This window comes from Arthrobacter sp. AQ5-05 (assembly GCF_003287975.1).
In the GTDB taxonomy this organism is placed as follows: Bacteria; Actinomycetota; Actinomycetes; order Actinomycetales; family Micrococcaceae; genus Paeniglutamicibacter.
In genome coordinates this window covers 19,129-35,700 of the sequence record NZ_QMKQ01000009.1, presented here as the reverse complement: position 1 = coordinate 35,700, position 16,572 = coordinate 19,129, and the positions used below count along the sequence as shown (strand labels likewise).

The following is a 16,572-nucleotide window of genomic DNA, read 5'->3' as shown; positions in this document are numbered from 1 at the left end:
GCCGGACTTGAGCACCTGCACCCGGAGGTCTCCGGCCGGTGCACTCTTGCCGGCGGTGACCTTGGCGGGGTTGTAGTAGTACTGCAGGATGCCGGTGGCGCTCTTGCCCTCGGCGGCCATGGCCCGGGCCCCGTATTGGCTCATGCCCACGCCGTGTCCCCAGCCGGCCCCGGTGACGGTGAAGTCGGGGAGCTTCGGCGTCTTGGGCAGCCAGTATGAGGTTCCGTTGGGGCGCACGCCGATGACGCCGCCGCCGAAGTTTTGCCGGGTGTCGGCCCCGGATTTGTACTGTTCGCCCGCCGGGTAGCCGAAACGGCCGTTTTCCCAACCGGTGTCCGCCCATGCCCGTGCCATCGCGTTGCGCACCGTCAGCGCGCGGCGCTTGTCGGAGTACACCACGATTCCGTCTCGGTGTGAACGCCACAGCGTCCCGTCCCTGAGCTTGCCCGTTGCCGCGTCGGCCCCGCCGAGGGTCTTGGCGGCCTTGGCCAGGTAGGCCTTGTTGGTGTCCTTGATGCCCGCGGTGGCCACGGCGGCGCTGGCGGGGGCAATGGCCAGGGCCGGAACGCCGGGAACCAGCAGTGCGGCAATCAGCACGGCCGATACGGCAAGGGCGGTTTTTCTCATGTTGATCCTTGGACCTCGGTGCGGCGGGGAACCGGGCGTTTTCCCGGCGGAACATCAAGTACCGATCATATGCCACCGGTCATCGGCCGGTACCGGAGATGACCTGCCGGTTTTGGGCGCTACGGGCCCAGCACCACGAGGATCCCGATCACGCCCAGCGCCAGCACCAGGGCGCTGATGGAAAGCACGGCCACGACGTCGGCGTGCAAGAGCTCGGAGCTGATCCCGCGGGAGGAACGTGCGTAACGGTGGCGCTGGGTGGCGTAGATGCCCCCGGCGGCCGCCGTCGCCAGCACAACCATGGCCAGGATCCCAACCCCGTAATGCGGCAGCCAACGCAGGAACACCAGGGCCGCGATGCACAGCGCGAGCGTCGTCCGGCCCCAGGACATCACGGTGCGCTCGGGCTGCAGCCCGGGGTCCTGGTGGAGCGGTTCCCGCGGGCCGGCGCTCATCGGCCCAGGGCGATCAGCACGGCCACCACCGCGGCGGCGACGGCGGCGCCCAGGCCCAGGATGGGGACGATCAGCGGCAACGGCAGCGGACGCGAATGGCGCATCGACAGCTCGATCCGGCGCCAGCGCACGGCGGCACCGGCACTGACCAGCATGCCGATGACGATCAGCAGCACCGAGATCCCGGTGCGCAGCGGGCCCGGGAATGCGTCGGCGGCGAATGCCTCCAGTGCGATGCCTCCGGCCAGGAACGCCAGGGCGGTGCGTATCCAGGCCAGGAACGTGCGCTCGTTGGCCAGCGTGAAGCGCGGATCAGGTTCCTTGCCACCGGGCAGCACGCGCCGGGCGATGGATCCGCGCTCGTCGTTTTCGTCGGTCGATCCCATGGCCCCGGAGTGCTCCCTTGCGCTTTGTTTCCCTGGGGTGCGGCGGTGCACCGCACCGGTGTGGTGAATTCCTGTTCAGGATACCGGCGAAGCGCAGGTGTCCCGCTGTTCAAGTCGGCGATGTTGCCTGCCGGTGGTTTCGCATCCGGGGTGCATCGGCGATATCTTGGCAGCAGCACCGCAGCCGCAACGACAGGACGATCACGATCAAGACCTTCATCCATTCCGCCCGCAACGGTTCGCTGGGACTCATCGAGCTGCGCCGGCCCGCGGCCATCAACGCGCTGACCCGCGGCATGCTGGCCCAGCTCACCGACCTGTTCACCGCGTGGCGCGAGGACCCGACGGTGTCCATGGTGGTGCTGCGTGGCGCGGGGGAACGCGGTTTCTGCGCCGGCGGGGACATCAAGGACTTCCATGCCGCGGTCACCGACTCGGAGCATGCCCGTTTCCTGGAGCTGTTGTCCCTGGAGTTCGACCTCAACGAGATGATCTCCACCTACCCCAAACCGGTGCTCACCCTGGTTCACGGGCTGTGCATGGGTGGCGGGATCGGGCTGTCCGCGCACGCCTCGATCCGCATCACCACCCCCGAGGCGCGCTTCGCGATGCCCGAGACCCGCATCGGCTACAGCCCCGACGTGGGTGGCACGCACCTGATGGGCCGCGCCCCGGGGCACCTGGGCGAATACCTGGCGCTCACCGCCTCCACCTTCAGCGGTGCCGATGCCGTGGAGCTGGGCTTTGCGGACATGATGGTGGAATCCGATCGCTTCGAGGAGGTCATCGACGCGCTGGCGGACTTTGAGGCGATGCCGGCAGCCGAGATCGCCGCCGGGCTCGAGGTGCTTTTCGGGTCCTTCGCCGCATCCGGGCTCGCTGCGGCACGGCCATGGATCGATGCGGCGTTTTCCGCGCCGGACCTGGCCGGGATCCTCGATCGCCTCGATGCGATGGGCCACAGCGACGCTGTCGGGGCCGCGGCGGCGATCCGCGCGAACAGCCCCACGTCGCTGCACTGCGCGCTGGCCGCGGTGCGGGCGGCGCGCGCCGAGGACCACCTGCGCTCGGCGCTGGATCGCGAGCTGCGCGTCGCCGGTTACCTGATGCACCGTCCCGACCTCGCCGAGGGCATCCGCGCCCAGGTCATCGACAAGGACAAGAACCCGCAGTGGAACCCGGCTGGGCTGGATCAGGTGGACACCGCCGAGGTTGCCGCTGTCATTGCCGAGGTGCCCTAGTCACTTCGCTTCCGCAGGGTGCGCAGCGGCGCGATCGACCCGAGCGTCGCTGCTCCCATGAGCGTACCCAGGACCAGGAACACTCCCCCGGCGCCCATCGAGGTGGCAAAGACGCCAACGCCCACCGGGATCACGGCCTGGCCCAGCCGGTTGCCCAGCAGTCGGATCGACATCCAGGTCCCGCGGGTGCCCTCCGTGGCAGCGGTGGACACCACCGTCATGCTCAGCGGCTGCCCCAGCCCCAGGCCCAGACCGGCCGCCGCCAGCAGCGCCGCCATCGCGGGCACCGGCAGATCCAGCACCAGCAGACCGACCAGCAGCGCCGAAGCACCAGTGGAGACCAGCAGCAGCCGGGCCCTGCCCACGGCGCGGACCAATCGGTCCATGCCCAGTCGGGAGAGCACCGTGGCCGCGGCACGCAGCGCCAGCAGTCCGCCGATGGTTTGCGTGGGGATCCCCCGTTCGACGCCCAGCGCCGGAAGGTAGACCTGTAGCAGGTCGATGCTGCACAGCACCATCATGCTCAACCCGATCGAGGCGATGAGCGTGTTGCGGGCGGCGGGCTCGACCTTCAACGCGGTGCCCAGCTTCACCGGGGCATTGGAACCGCCGGGCGCCACCGGGACCGAGTGCCGCACCATGGGGAACGTGGCCACCAACATCGCGGCGGTGGCCAGCAGGTAGGCGCGCAGCAGCACCGCGGTGTCCGGGTTCACCGCCGCCCCTCCCAGGAACCCCAGCAGCAACGGGGCCGCGGCCTGCGCCACCGCTGTGACCATGGTGTAGAAACCGAAGACGCGATCCATGTTCCGGGCATTGGCCGAGGCCAACCGACTTTGTTCCCCGATGATGCTCATCAGGTGGCCCACGCCCAGGACCACGTTCCAGCCCAGCAGTGCCGGGAGCGAGGGCGCGGCAAAGAGCAGCCCTGCGCCCGAGGCCAGCATCAGCCCCGCGCCGCCGAGCAGCACCTGCTTTTCGTGCCCCCGGTCGGTGGCACGCCCGATGGCGATGGCCAGGAAGACCGGCAGGATTGAGAAGCTGGCGACCACCAGCCCCAGCAGTCCTGGGTCCACCCCCAGCTCGAGCGCCCTGTAGGAGGTTGCCGGGCGCACCAGGTAGACCGCTCCCTGCAGGAAGAAGGCGTGGGCAAGCACCGAGGGGAATCCTATTTTCGGTGCCGTGCCGGATGCGTCCATGGCGACAATTATTGCGCTGGGCTGCCCGGCCCTACGCATTCATGACGAAGTTAGCCTGCCTTGTGCGTGGCCTTGGGTGCCGGGCGCCCTTCGGGCCTTTCGGCGTTCGGGTGCACCGGGGCCACGGTGTGGTGCGTGGAGTCCTTGGGCTCCACACGCCGGGTCGGCACCGTCCCGGCAACAGCCGCCGGAGCGGGTTCACGATCGTTGGACCACAACAGGGGCACGTGCTCGCCAAAGGTGCCGGAGTCCGCCTCCTCCCAGTCCATCGCCCAGCCGCGCTTCGGGTTGTCCAACAGCTCGCCCGGCGCGAGCCAGTTGTGCAGGCCGGCGTAGCTGCGCGTGGTGAACTGGTCGATGCGCCTGCGCAGCATCCGCAGGTTCAACTGGCCGGGAGCCCCCACACCCATCGAGGCCATCAGCTGTGCAGCTTCCTGGACGGTGAGCTTGTGGTAGTTGTAGACCCGGTTGCCCTTGTCCGTGACGTCCAGCGCCCGCATCAGCCGCGGGTCCTGGGTGGCCACGCCGACCGGGCAACGGTTGGTGTGGCACTTCTGTGCCTGGATGCAGCCGGTGGCCATCATCATGGCGCGTGCGCTGAAGGTGAAGTCGGCGCCCTGGATCAGTCGCTTGACCACGTCGGAGCCGGTGGCGATCTTTCCGGCCGCACCCAGCCGGATCCTGCCGCGCAGCCCGGAACCGACCAGGGCGTTGTGCACCAGCATCAAGCCCTCCGTCAGCGGCGTCCCTACATGGTCCTCGTATTCCAGCGGGGCGGCACCGGTGCCACCCTCGGAACCGTCAATGGTGATGAAGTCGGGGGTGACTCCTGTTTCAATCATGGCCTTGCACATGGCAAGCACGTCGGTGCGCGAACCCACACAGAACTTGTAGCCGATCGGCTTGCCGCCGGAAAGTTCCCTTAGCCGGGCGACGAACTCCATGAGTTCGCGCGGGGTGCTGAAGGCCGAATGCGATGCCGGGGAAATGCAATCCACGCCCATCGGAACCCCACGGGTCTCGGCGATTTCCTGGGTGATCTTGGCCGCCGGAAGCACCCCGCCCAGGCCCGGCTTGGCACCCTGGGAGAGCTTGATGGTGATGCCCTTGACGTGTTCGTTGGCCGCCTTTTGGGCGAAGACTTCGGGGTCGAAGTTTCCTTCCGCATCCCGGCACCCGAAGTAGCCCGAGCCGATCTCCCAGAACAGGTCCGCCCCGTGTTCCAAGTGATACTGGGCCAGACCGCCTTCTCCGGTTTCCTGGACGAACCCGCCCATGGCGGCGCCCTTGTTCATGGCCAGCACTGCGTTCTTGGACAGCGCCCCAAAACTCATGGAGGACACGTTCATCAGCGACATCTCGTAGGGCTGGGTGCAGTCCGGTCCGCCGATCCGCACCCGGTGCTGTTCGCCGCTGACTGGAACCGGGGCGGTGGAATGCAACAGGAACTCGTAGCCGACCACGTTGACGTCGCGTTCGGTGCCGAAGGCCTTGTGGCTGTCGGCGCCCTTGGCACGCGCGTAGACCAACGAGCGGGTGTCGCGGTCAAAGGGCCGTCCGTCGGTGTTCCGCTCAATGAAGTACTGCTGGATCTCGGGGCGGATGGACTCGAAGAGGAAGCGCATGCGTCCGAGCACCGGGAAATTTCGCAGGATCGCGTGCTTGGTCTGGATCACGTCATGGATGCCCAACCCCAACAGCAGCAAAGCCAGCGCCGCAATCGCCCACCATCCATCGCGACCGAAGGACGCGGCGACGACCGTGATGAAGCCGAGCAATGACAACAACGCGATAATCAGGAATCTCACCATGTCTGCGAGCCTACAACTTTCGCGCGCCATTCGGGCCGATTCAGGAATCCGGCGCCCATCGGCACCAGCTGAGGGGCATTCTCGGACGCCTCGGCAAAAACCCAAAAGACGTCACAACTTACTGTCCGGTAAGTTTTTTCGCCAAAACGCTTGCAAACCTACCCACGAGTAAGTTCAATGGGTCTAGCCCTTTTGTTACTCCCATCACAGACCGATCCCGGGTCCGTCCGGCCGCCGGCTGCGGACCCTTCCCGCTCCACCGTGCCGCAGTGCTCGGCGTACTTCGGTGCGCCCAAAAACGCTGTGGCAAGACACTGCACCATCCAACGCTTTCCCTCAAGGAGTCCAGTTGAATGCACATATTGCCGCCAAGCGGCACACGTTGCTGCATGCCGTCATCACGGTTTTGCTCGGCCTGTTCCTGATCGCCTTCGTGGCCTTCTACGCAATGTTCTCATCGCAGGTCGCCTCCGGTGCCTCCGAGTTGAACAACGGCATGGGCAAGGCCAATGACGGCGTCGCCAAGCTGGCCGACGGCTCCGGCGCGGCAGCCTCCGGAGCCACGGAGCTGGCCAACGGCACCGGTGCCCTGTCAGTCGGCGCGCAGAAACTGGCCGACGGTGCCCAGGACGCCGCCGCGGGCGCCGACAAGCTCGGTGATGGCGCGGTCTCACTGCACGCGGGCACCTCAAAGCTCTCCCTCGGTGCCCGGGACGCTGCGGCCGGCGCCTCCAAGCTGGGGAGCGGGGCCGGCGACCTGGCAATCGGTGTGGACAAGCTTGCCGCGGGCACCGCTTCTCTCGATGCCGCGGCGGGCAAACTCGATGCCGGTGCCGGCAAACTGGCCACCGGGGCCCGGGACGCCCATACGGGTGCAGGTGCGCTGAGTGCGGGTTCGACCAAACTCGCCACCGGAACCGAATCGCTGGCCACGGGCACCGCCACCCTGGACTCCGGGGCGCAGACGCTCAAGGCCGGATCCCTCGCACTGTCCGCGGGAATGGCGAAGCTGGGCCTGGGAACGGGCCAGGCCAACGCCGGTGCCCAGGACCTGTCCGCCGGCGCGCAGCAGCTCTCCGCCGGCGCCGATGCCACCCGGGACGGGGCGCAGAAACTCGCCGCCGGAACCCAGGCGGCAAACGCGGGCGCGCAAAAACTTGCGAATGGCACCTCGAGCGCCGCGGCCGGATCCGGTGCCTTGGCCGCTGGAAGCGGCAAGCTTCTTGGCGGCGTCGAGGAACTTGCCTCCAAGGCACCCGCCCTGCTCGAAGGCGTGGCGGGCCTGAAGGACGGCTCGGGTCAGCTTGCCTCCGGAAGCACCAAGCTGGCCGCAGGCACCAAGGCGCTGGCCGCCGCCGCACCGCAATTGCGCGGCGGGATCGTGGCGGCGCAACAGGGTGCCTCCGGAGTCGAGGACGGCGCCAAAAACTTGTCCGACGGGCTGGCCACGGCCGATGCGAAAACCTCCGAACTGGCCGCCGGATCCGCGCGTCTCTCCAACGGACTCGAGGACCTGGCAGCATTCGTGAAGGAAAACCCGGCGGTGCCGGCAGGCCTGTTGCTGGAGAAGGTCAACGCCCTGAGCTCGGGTTCCCAGGACCTCAACGGCGGCTTGAGGAAGCTGCATGCCGGCACCACCAGTCTGTCCACCGGCGCCCAGAAGCTTGCCGCCGGAAGCAAGCAACTTTCGCAGGGCATGGACGCCCTGAAAGCGGGAACAAAGGATCTTCCCCAGCAGACCGGCGCGCTGGATGACGGCGCACAGGCATTGAAGTCCGGTGCCGCGCAGCTCGATGGAGGACTGGGAAAACTCAGTGAAGGATCCAAGGCCCTCGGCGAGGGCATCGGCGCGCTGAAGGCCGGGGCCACCGACTTGGATGCCGGGGCCAAGAACCTCAACGCGGGACTCGGCCAACTCGACGCCGGGTTCAACGATTCTTCCGAAGGCCTTCTAGCGGGCTTGGGCTCGCTGGGCAATGGCGCCTCGCAGCTGGCCGAGGGCACCGACGCCTTGGCCGCCGGCACCACCAAGCTCAGCGACGGAGCCGGTTCCCTGGCGCGCGGAACCGGATCATTGGAAGAAGGGGCAGGCAAGCTCAGCACCGGCGCCGAAGCCCTGGCACAGGGCGGAAGCAAGATCGCGGCCGGCACCTCGGCCCTGGATACCGGAGCAGCCAAGCTCAACACCGGGGCCATGGATTTGGCAGAGGGCGGCAAGAAGCTTGCGGCCGGGATGGACAAGGTGGCCGCAGGAACCGGCGAGCTCAAGGCAGGAACCTCCAAACTTGCGGCCAACACCCCCGCTCTGGCCCACGGCGCCGACTCGGCGGCAGCAGGTGCAGCCAAGGTCAAGAACGGTGCCGGAAGCCTGGCTGCAGGCAACACGAAGCTCGCCCACGGCGCCGAAAGCCTCGACGCCGGTGCGGCGAAGCTCGCGGGCGGCACCGAAACACTGGCGTTCGGCCTCGAGGCCCTTCGCAAGGGTTCCTCGGATCTGTCCACCGGAGCCAATAAGCTCGACGACGGTGCGGCGAAGCTGGCCGATGGAAATTCCCAGCTCGCCACCGGCTTGTCCACCCTCGCGGAGGGTTCCACGCAATTGGCCAGCGGAACCTCGAGGTTGGAGGCCAGCACGCAGGCGGTCTCGGCGACCACGATCAGCAGCGGCCCCAGTGCGCTGCTGCTGCTCATCCCGCTTGCGTTGTTGCTGATCCCGGTGCTGGTCATGGTTCGCAACCGCAGGCACCTGCGCGGCTAGAACGCAGTTCCCATCGCACCCCTGCGACGAAAGCAGGTGGTGTGGCCCCGGTTTGGGGCCGCGCCACCTGCGCGTTCCCCGTTGCTGCCATTCGTTTCAAGCGCCTCGAACCGGGAAACCCTGAAAAACGTGCATTGCCGGGAATGCACGAGACTCCCCCGTTGCTGTACCCGGCATGAACATCAAAACCATTCCCATCGCAAAAATGGATGGAACGATGACGACCCTCGACGACTATGCCGAACAGGTCGTCCTGCTGGTCAATGTCGCCTCACGCTGCGGGCTCACCCCGCAATACGCGCAGCTTGAACAACTTCAACACGCCTATGGGAACCGCGGTTTCACCGTGCTCGGCTTCCCCAGCAACCAGTTCCTGCAGGAACTGTCCAGCAACGAGGCGATCGCGGAATTCTGCTCGAGCACCTACGGCGTCACCTTCCCGGTCTTTGACCGCGTTCGGGTCAACGGCAAGCATGAGCACCCGCTGTACACCGAGCTGAAGAAGACGAAGGATGCTTCCGGGAAGGCCGGGCGCATCACGTGGAACTTCGAGAAGTTCCTGCTGCTGCCCTCGGGAGAAATCCAACGATTCCGCCCGCAGACCGTGCCCGATGACCCCGAAATCGTTCACGCGATCGAAGTCAATCTCCCGGGCTAGCGACGTGGTCCCCACGCAGACCGGTTCGAGCCGTGTTCCGTTCCGGTGCCCGTCACCGTTCTAGGTGTTCGGGCCCCGCAGGCACTAGCGTGTGAGGGGTCGCAAGAATAGTTTGAAGTGAGGAATTTCGTGGGAGCATCAATCCGCATTGGCATTGCCGGTTATGGAAATCTGGGACGCGGGGTGCAGGCAGCCATTGCCAAGAACTCCGACATGGAATTGGTCGGCGTCTACACCCGCCGCGACCCGGCAACCTTGTCCCTACCCGGCGGTGCCACGGCATTCCATATGGACGAGCTGGCCAAGCACACCGAAGACATCGACGTGCTGGTCCTGTGCGGCGGCTCAAAGTCCGACCTGCCCGAGCAGGGCCCGGCCTTGGCCGCCTTGTTCAACACCGTGGACAGCTTCGACACCCACGCCAGGATCCCCGAGCATTTCGCCGCCGTCGATGCCCCGGCCACCGCAGCAGGCAAGACCGCACTGATCTCCGCAGGCTGGGACCCTGGAATGTTCTCCATCAACCGCGTCTACGGCGAGGCGTTGCTACCCGACGGCGAAACCTACACCTTCTGGGGCCGCGGCCTGAGCCAAGGCCACTCCGACGCAATCCGACGGGTGCCGGGCGTTGCCGCCGGCGTCCAGTACACGATCCCCAGCACCGAGGCCATCGCCAAGGTACGTGCAGGCGACCGGCCGACCCTGAGCACCCGCGAGAAGCACGTGCGCGAGTGCTTCGTGGTGCTCGAGGACGGCGCCGACGCCGAGGCGGTGCGCGAGGCCATCGTGACCATGGAGCACTACTTCGACCAGTACGACACCACGGTGAACTTCATCGATGCCGCCACCCTGGCCTCCGAGCATTCCTCCATGCCGCACGGCGGCTTTGTCTTCCGCAGCGGCAACACCACCGACGAGCACTCCCAGGTCATCGAATATTCGCTGACCCTGCAGTCCAACCCGGAGTTCACCTCCAGCGTGCTCGTGGCCTACGCCCGTGCGGTGCACAAGATGAACCAGGCCGGCCAGATCGGTGCCAAGACCGTCTTCGACGTGGCCCCGGGCCTGCTGTCACCGAAGTCCCCCGAGCAACTGCGCGCAGAGCTGTTGTAGTTCGCAGCAAGACTTTGTTCTTCGGGTGGGCGCAGACCGCAGGGTCTGCGCCCACCCGTTTTTCACGGCCTGCCAGATCATTTCTTGCGTTTGTCCCGCCGCGGTTTGTGCAACCAGGGTCGCAGCAGCTGCGTGGTCACCGGCAGGAAGATGTAGGTCATCAGCGGAGTGAGAATACATATATTCAGCAGCACCGCCAGTGCCAGCGGCCAATCCCCCAAGAAGGGCATCAGCAGGAGGTTGGACAGCAGGCTCAGCGGGAAGAACGGCAGGAAGATGCTGACCGCTTGCTTCCAGCGCGGCGGCACCACTGTCTCTGGAATGGTGAGGTTCGTGTCCCCGGGCTGTTCGAACCAGCCCTCGATTCCGGTGCGGTGTTCGACCTTGGTGATCTCCACCAGTTCGGCCGCGCTGTCGATCCACCAGCTACGTTCCTCGGATTCGTCCCACGCCGCCAAGGCCTTGGCGGAGGAGAACCGGTAGAGGACATGCCATTCGTTGGAGTCGGGAGCGGTGCGGATCCATCCGGATCCAAGGTAGCCGTCCCACTCCCGGGCCAGTAGCTGGCCGGCCTGTACCCAGGCATTGAAACGACGGTGATGTTCTGGAAGTACCGTCCGGGTTATCGATACGGTGATTGGGGTTGCTTGTGGCATTCCCACAATCTAGTCCCCTGCCGGTACCCGCCACGAATCCGAGGATAATTTCAGCGAATCGAAGGCTCGAGCCCATGGATATGCCGGGAGCACATGCGTGTTCCCGGTGATGGCTTCCGCGCTTGGAAGTGGTTGTGGAAGTGGGCGTCTATAGCCGCTTGGGTGGCCACTGGGCGCCAGCTCCATTTGTCTGGGCCGGTGCCATCGAGATGTAGGTGTGGTTGCTGGGCGTGGTGATCTCGAATGCATGCCGGTCGGCGCCGGGGATGGGGGATTCCTTCCAGCCAGGCGCTTCCTTGGTCATGTTGCAGCGTTTGCAGCGTCCCGAGGAATTTTCTTCGGTGGTTTTCCCGTCACGACTCACCTGAACCACGTGGTCGAGTTCCTGTATCCTGCCGTTGCAAAAGGGGGTCCGGCAATATTGGTCACGAACCTTGATGAATTTCTTGAGTTGCCCGGTGAAGAGCCGCCCGGTGGATTCCATGGCCACCAATTTCCCGGTCTCCGGGGCCACATATAGGTTCCGAAGCCAGGTGTCCAATGGATTTTCCGGGCTCCCGGCCAACAATTCAAGGCCCTTGGCGGCACTGAGGAAACCATGGCCGGGAACCAGCACCGGGTGCTGGGCATCTTCGGTCAGGTTCTCGGCATTCATCACCAGCAGGAGCTCGACAGGAACACTGTCTCCCGCCTTGGTGCCCGATATCTTCTCGAATGCGGTGTCTGCGGCCACTTGGGCCCGGGACCGGTCGTCCTCTGCACTCCTGGGCTTGTCCACCGCGTTGCGCAGGGCCTGCAACATCGGCAGGCCCTGCTCCAGTGGCAATCTGCCGCTGAATTTCACGGTGTAGTCATCGATTTGGTACCCGTCGAAGTAGCGGCGCTTGATGGCAAGATCCTCCAGATCCGCAGCAGCCTTGGGTTCCAGGGCCAGCGCCCAGGAATGGATCCGGTCCCGCAGCATGGCGGTTCCAGCCTCGAAGCAGGATTGCTGCCCGTTCCACAGCAGCGCATCAATCAGCTGCCGGTTTTCGACCCGCAGGTCACGCACGCCGGAAACCACCACCATGGCCTGCTCGAAGGTGATCAATCCGGACCGCATGCCCCGAACGGTGCTGGGCAGGTCTTCGGCCAGGAGCCGCGAGTTGTTCATGAAGCTGGCCCCGCTGTCCGGGGAAACATGCAAAGCCAGGGCAACTTCACCGCGCGTTCCCCACGCAGGATTGTCTTTCCGCGTTCCTGCTTCAACCCGCTCGGCGATCACCGTATCCTCGAAGGCCACCGCCTGCGCTACCTGCTTCGCCCATGTGGCCGTCTTCAATGCCTCCAAGGCCCCCAAGGACTCAATGGCCTGGTGAGCTCCCTCGTGCAGCGGGGCAGTGTTCACCGCTGAGGCCACGCAGCGGATCCCGTCAATGCCGGTGCGGGACACATGCTCGGCCATCAGCGCGTCCAGGTCCACTCCGGCAAGCACCAGCGCATCGTAGGTGGGGGCCTGTCCGGCGAGCGACATCGCGGTCCCATGAAGGGGGTAGCTGCTGCTCGATGACGCCGTTGCCATACCTCAATTATAGAACTCAACGACGATAGCTAGAAGGGCGAATGGAAGACTATAGAAAAAAGATTCTAACTTGCTGCAATGGCTCCCTCGACGATATACGCAATCAAAACCTATGAACGGTCGACGGGCAGGGTTTTCAGAAGCTGCGCAAACGTCATCGGCGGCACCCCGGTGATGGCCTCGATGTCGCCGCTGACGCGTTCCATGGCCCCGGCGGCGATCGAGAGGTAGGTGGAAACCCAGGCCTCCACCTGCCACTTCGGCGCCCCGTACGGCTCCCTCGAGGCATAGGCATCCTCGAGGGTCTCATCGATGTAGGACACCGGCTCCCCGCGGGTCTCCCCCAATGCCCTGGCCAAGTCGCCCAGGGTGAGCGCCTCGGGGCCGGTCAGCTCGTAGGTGGTGCCGGCGTGCGGTGCCGGGTCGCGCAGGATCGCCACGGCGGTGCGCGCGATGTCGTGCTGGGCCACCACCGCTACCCTGCCCGCGCCTGCGGGCCCGCGGATCGTGCCGTCCGTCCCCACCAGCCCCGGCAGGAAGTCGGCATAGAGGTTGTCCCGCAGGAAGGTGTAGTCCAGTCCCGAGGCCCTGATGTATTCCTCGGTGGCGAAGTGGTCCCGGGCCAGGGTGAACACGGCATCCTGGGCGGCGCCCACAAATGAGACGTACACCAGGTGGCGGACCCCGGCCTCGAGCGCCGCATCAACGAAGTCGCAATGCTTCTCGAGCCGATCCGGGGACTCGGAGGCCGAGACCATGAACACCGTCTCGGCCCCGGCAAGCGCCGTGCGCGTGGCGGAGGTGTTCTCGTACGCCGCCGCCAGCACCGTGGCGCCGTCAAGCGGCGGGGCCTTGCGCGGGGTCCTGGCCAGCAACCGCTGTTTCACGCCCGCCGTGGAGAGCATGGCGGCAACCTTGCCGCCAAGCTTTCCGGTGGACCCGGTGACGGCCAGCGGCGGGGGAACGATGATCATGGCTCCATTCCATCACTGAAACGGCCCGGCGGGTACAGCACGGCAAGAACCGTGTCCCCCCTCTGGGCAAAAAGACCGCGAATTCCCATGGATTTTCGGGCCCGGCACGGCGATGCTTAAGGCATGAAAGAGTTGAACCACAGTGCCGTATATGTCGAAGCAACACGGACAGACATCCATGACATCGTCCGCACCCTGGTTGATGCCATCGGTGCGCCCGCGGTGCAGCAGTTGGCCGGCACCACGGACGCCACCGCACCGCACCGCTGGGCCCACCCGGACAGCACGGAACCGGACACCATGACGGAGCAGCGGCTGCGCCTGGGCTATCGGGTCTGGCTGACCCTGCAGTCCCTGGAGGACCCGCAGGCGGCCGTCGACTGGCTCATGTCGCCGAACCGGGCGCTGGACGAGGAACGGCCCATGGACTTCATTGCGCGCCTGCATGCCCAGCAGGTCGTGAACACCGCCGAGTCGTTGGTCACCCACGAGGACCGGCGCTAGCGCAGCGCGGCGTCGAACCATCCGGTGATGGTTGCCGGGTGTGTGATCGCGGTGCCGACCACCACGGCAAACGCCCCGGCGTCCAGGGCCGCGCGGGCCTGGGCCGGGGTGTGGATGCGGCCCTCGGCGACCAGCGGCGCCGAAAGGCCGGCCGCGGCGATGGCCTCCAGCAGCTCCAGGTCCGGGCCCCGGGTCTTGGGCCGTTCCCCCGAATAGCCCGCCAGCGTGGTCCCGATCAGGTCCGCCCCGGCCTCGGCCGCGTTCAGCGCATCTTCCAGCGACCCGCAGTCCGCCATGACCAGGGCGTGGGACTCGGCGTGGACCAGCCCGATGGTGTCCTTCAACGACAGCGAGTCCGGGCGCTCGCGACGGGTGCCGTCCAGGGCCACGATGTGCGCCCCGGCATGGGCCACTGCCAGCGCATGGCGGGCCGTGGGGGTGATGAAGACGCCCTCGTGCCCGTCCTTCCAGAGCCCGATCACCGGAACCTCCACGGCACTGCGGGTGAATTGCACATCCGCAAGGCCCTGCACGCGGATGGCAGCGGCTCCCCCGATGACGGCGGAGGCGGCGACCTGCGCCATGGTGGTGGGCGTGCGCATGGGCTCGCCCGGGTAGGCCTGCGCGGAGACGATCAGGCGTCCGCGCAGGGCCTCGAGTTCGGCGGGGGTCAAGATCATGAAAGTTCCTTCGAATCGGTCGGGGCCAGGAAGAGGCCGGCGGCGCCGATCAGCGCCGCGTCGTTCCCCAGGGCCGCGGGAAGCAGTTCCAGGTGGGCCAGCGGGTCGATGGCCTCGGTGGCGAAGCCTTCCCGCACACCATCCCACCACAGGGTTCCGGCCCCGCTCATGCCCCCGGAGAGCACGATGGCCTCCGGGTCCAGGATGTTGGCCAGCGAGCCGGCGGCGATGCCGGTGGCCAGCGCCCCGGTGCGCAGCGCCGCAAGGGCCAACGCATCCCCCGCATAGGCGCGGGCCGTGAGTTCGCGGGTGTCGGCGACGGACGCGTCGCCGCCCAGACGCAGGTAGTTGCGGTGGATACCGGGGCCCGCGGCGATGGCCTCGAGGTGGCCGGTGCGCCCGCAGGAGCACGGCACGGACGTGGCCAGCGGGGAGGCGAAGTGCCCCATGTGCCCGCCGACGTGGTGTGCACCGGTCTGCGGCACCCCGCGCAGCAGGTGCGAGCCGCCCACTCCGGTGCCCACGGCCAGCAGCAACACGTTGGCCTTGCCCGCGGCGGCGCCGCACCAGGCCTCGCCCAGCCCGTGGGCGTGCACGTCGTTGACAGCGCGCACGGGCAGGTTGGTGCGGGTGTACAGCTCGGCGGCCAGGTCGGTGCCGGCCCAGCGTGCGATGGTGTCGGTGGCCGAGAGCACCCGGGCGGTGGCCGGGTCGATGACCCCGGCCGCGCCCAGGCCCAGTCCGGTGACGTGCAGCCGGGCCGCGGCTTCGGTGGCCGAAAGCTCGGCCACCAGCGTCGCCACGGCGTCCAGGACTGCGCGTGCGCCGGCGGTGGCGGGGGTCGGGACCGAGGCGGTGGCCAGGACGGTGCCGGTGGCGTCAACCAGCCCGGCGGCGATCTTGGTGCCGCCCAAATCGATGCCGAACGCGGCGGTGCGCCCCGGAATCCCGGGGCGCACCAATGCTGTTGCGTTGTCCATTCGTGTTTAGAGCAGGCCGGTCTCGGCGAGGATCGCGGTGATCGCGGTGGCCTCGGAGTCGTTCAGGTCAACCATCGGGACGCTCATCTTGTTGCAGCCGATGACGCCCTGGGCGACCAGGGCGGTCTTGAAGGCGCCCAGGCCCGCGGCGCCTCCCGAGACGCGTGCGGAATCCGGGGTGTAGACGATGTCAAAGACGCGGGCCAGGCGGTCCTGCTCCTTGGCGGCGGTGGCGAAGTCTCCGGCGGCCGCGGCGTCGAAGAGGCGGCGGTAGCCGGCCGGGTCGACGTTGCCCAGGCCCGGGACCACGCCGTGCGCGCCGCCCAGCAGTGCGCCGTCGACGACGACCTCGTGGCCGGTGAAGACCGAGAAGCCCTCGATGTCGCGGGTTGCCAGCAGCAGCTGGCGGAAGGAGACGTCGTCACCCGAGGAATCCTTGACCCCGACGATGACCCCGTCCTTGGCCAATGCCACGGCGGTGGCCACCGACAGCTTGACATGGGTGCGCACCGGCACGTCGTAGGCGAAGATGTCGACGCCCAGGGCCGCGTGGATGGCGCGGAAGTGCGCCTCGACCTCGGCGGCGTTGGACAGCGCGTAGTACGGGGTGGTGACGACCAGGGCGTCGGCGCCGAGGTCGACCATCTTGCGGCCTTCCTCGATGACGCGGTTGGTGGTCTGCTCGTTGGCGCCCACGACCAGCGGGACACGCGAGGCGTTGGCCGCATTGATGGTGGAGACCACCAGTTCGCGCTCGGCGTTGGTCAGGTACGGGACCTCGCCGGAGGAACCGAGCACGAACAGGCCGGTGACGCCCCCGGAGATGAGGTGTTCGACGACAGCCTTCAGGCCCGCCACATCGATGGCCCCATCCGCGGTGCGCGGGGTCACGACCGGGGGGATGACGCCGGAGTACTTGGGGTTGTTAGCGAATGCCACGAGAAAATCTTTCTTTAGGGGTGGTGCTTG

The 16,572-nt window shown here is 67.0% G+C and carries 15 protein-coding genes; 5 read left to right on the top strand and 10 right to left on the bottom strand.

Translation table 11 applies throughout. The features are described 5' to 3' along the window. Window positions 1-746 precede the first annotated feature (746 nt). Window positions 747-1,082 carry a DUF202 domain-containing protein gene (locus DQ353_RS09960; RefSeq protein ID WP_113762610.1) on the bottom strand — a complete coding sequence of 112 codons (336 nt, stop codon included), beginning with the start codon at window positions 1,080-1,082 and terminating at the stop codon, window positions 747-749. Beyond that, complete coding sequence (locus tag DQ353_RS09955; RefSeq protein WP_113762609.1) at window positions 1,079-1,468, bottom strand: YidH family protein; 390 nt, start codon at window positions 1,466-1,468, stop codon at window positions 1,079-1,081. Before DQ353_RS09955 ends, DQ353_RS09960 begins: the two co-directional genes overlap by 4 nt. A 17-nt stretch (window positions 1,469-1,485) precedes the next feature. On the opposite strand from DQ353_RS09955, the gene DQ353_RS09950 reads away from it, so the two are divergent. Next, complete coding sequence (locus DQ353_RS09950) at window positions 1,486-2,709, top strand: enoyl-CoA hydratase/isomerase family protein (RefSeq protein ID WP_286166724.1); 1,224 nt, start codon at window positions 1,486-1,488, stop codon at window positions 2,707-2,709. On the opposite strand, the gene DQ353_RS09945 is transcribed toward DQ353_RS09950, so the two are convergent. Together DQ353_RS09945 and DQ353_RS09940 are read right to left on the bottom strand one after the other, a co-directional pair. Next, window positions 2,706-3,908: an MFS transporter gene (locus tag DQ353_RS09945; protein ID WP_181578325.1), complete on the bottom strand. Its 1,203-nt coding sequence runs from the start codon at window positions 3,906-3,908 to the stop codon at window positions 2,706-2,708. The genes DQ353_RS09950 and DQ353_RS09945 overlap by 4 nt on opposite strands. 50 nt (window positions 3,909-3,958) lie before the next feature. Beyond that, window positions 3,959-5,719: an FMN-binding glutamate synthase family protein gene (locus tag DQ353_RS09940; protein ID WP_113762607.1), complete on the bottom strand. Its 1,761-nt coding sequence runs from the start codon at window positions 5,717-5,719 to the stop codon at window positions 3,959-3,961. A 349-nt stretch (window positions 5,720-6,068) separates the two neighbouring features. Between DQ353_RS09940 and DQ353_RS09935 the strand changes: the two genes are divergently transcribed. The 3 genes from DQ353_RS09935 (at window position 6,069) to DQ353_RS09925 (ending at window position 10,248) form a co-directional block, all read left to right on the top strand. Continuing rightward, window positions 6,069-8,477, top strand: coding sequence for a YhgE/Pip domain-containing protein (locus DQ353_RS09935; protein WP_113762606.1), 2,409 nt, complete (start codon window positions 6,069-6,071; stop codon window positions 8,475-8,477). A 175-nt stretch (window positions 8,478-8,652) separates the two neighbouring features. Next, window positions 8,653-9,135, top strand: a complete 483-nt coding sequence (locus DQ353_RS09930) for a glutathione peroxidase (protein ID WP_181578324.1) — start codon at window positions 8,653-8,655, stop codon at window positions 9,133-9,135. Window positions 9,136-9,264: 129 nt separating this feature from the next. Continuing rightward, the gene (locus DQ353_RS09925) at window positions 9,265-10,248 is read left to right on the top strand and encodes a diaminopimelate dehydrogenase (protein ID WP_113762605.1); all 984 of its coding nucleotides are present in this window, start codon (window positions 9,265-9,267) and stop codon (window positions 10,246-10,248) included. A 77-nt stretch (window positions 10,249-10,325) separates the two neighbouring features. Here the strand turns inward: DQ353_RS09925 and DQ353_RS09920 are convergent, their stop codons facing one another. From DQ353_RS09920 to DQ353_RS09910, 3 genes are all read right to left on the bottom strand, one after another. Beyond that, on the bottom strand, window positions 10,326-10,904 hold the full coding sequence (locus DQ353_RS09920) for a putative antibiotic biosynthesis monooxygenase (protein ID WP_113762604.1): 579 nt from the start codon (window positions 10,902-10,904) through the stop codon (window positions 10,326-10,328). Window positions 10,905-11,052: 148 nt separating this feature from the next. Then, window positions 11,053-12,465 (bottom strand): DUF222 domain-containing protein, encoded by a 1,413-nt coding sequence (locus tag DQ353_RS09915; RefSeq protein ID WP_113762603.1) that lies wholly within the window; start codon window positions 12,463-12,465, stop codon window positions 11,053-11,055. A 110-nt stretch (window positions 12,466-12,575) separates the two neighbouring features. After that, window positions 12,576-13,439, bottom strand: coding sequence for an SDR family oxidoreductase (locus DQ353_RS09910; protein ID WP_113762602.1), 864 nt, complete (start codon window positions 13,437-13,439; stop codon window positions 12,576-12,578). A gap of 123 nt (window positions 13,440-13,562) precedes the next feature. On the opposite strand from DQ353_RS09910, the gene DQ353_RS09905 reads away from it, so the two are divergent. Beyond that, window positions 13,563-13,943 (top strand): MbcA/ParS/Xre antitoxin family protein, encoded by a 381-nt coding sequence (locus tag DQ353_RS09905; RefSeq protein ID WP_113762601.1) that lies wholly within the window; start codon window positions 13,563-13,565, stop codon window positions 13,941-13,943. On the opposite strand, the gene DQ353_RS09900 is transcribed toward DQ353_RS09905, so the two are convergent. From DQ353_RS09900 to DQ353_RS09890, 3 genes are read right to left on the bottom strand one after another with little or no spacing between them, the layout of a single operon-like run. Continuing rightward, window positions 13,940-14,623 (bottom strand): N-acetylmannosamine-6-phosphate 2-epimerase, encoded by a 684-nt coding sequence (locus tag DQ353_RS09900; RefSeq protein ID WP_113762600.1) that lies wholly within the window; start codon window positions 14,621-14,623, stop codon window positions 13,940-13,942. The genes DQ353_RS09905 and DQ353_RS09900 overlap by 4 nt on opposite strands. Continuing rightward, a complete protein-coding gene (locus DQ353_RS09895) occupies window positions 14,620-15,603 on the bottom strand; it encodes an ROK family protein (RefSeq protein WP_113762599.1) in 984 nt (327 codons plus the stop codon). The genes DQ353_RS09900 and DQ353_RS09895 overlap by 4 nt, the downstream gene beginning before the upstream one ends. A 6-nt stretch (window positions 15,604-15,609) precedes the next feature. Then, entirely contained in the window at window positions 15,610-16,542 is a 933-nt protein-coding gene (locus DQ353_RS09890; RefSeq protein ID WP_113762598.1) for a dihydrodipicolinate synthase family protein, read from the bottom strand. Between the last annotated feature and the right edge of the window lie 30 nt (window positions 16,543-16,572).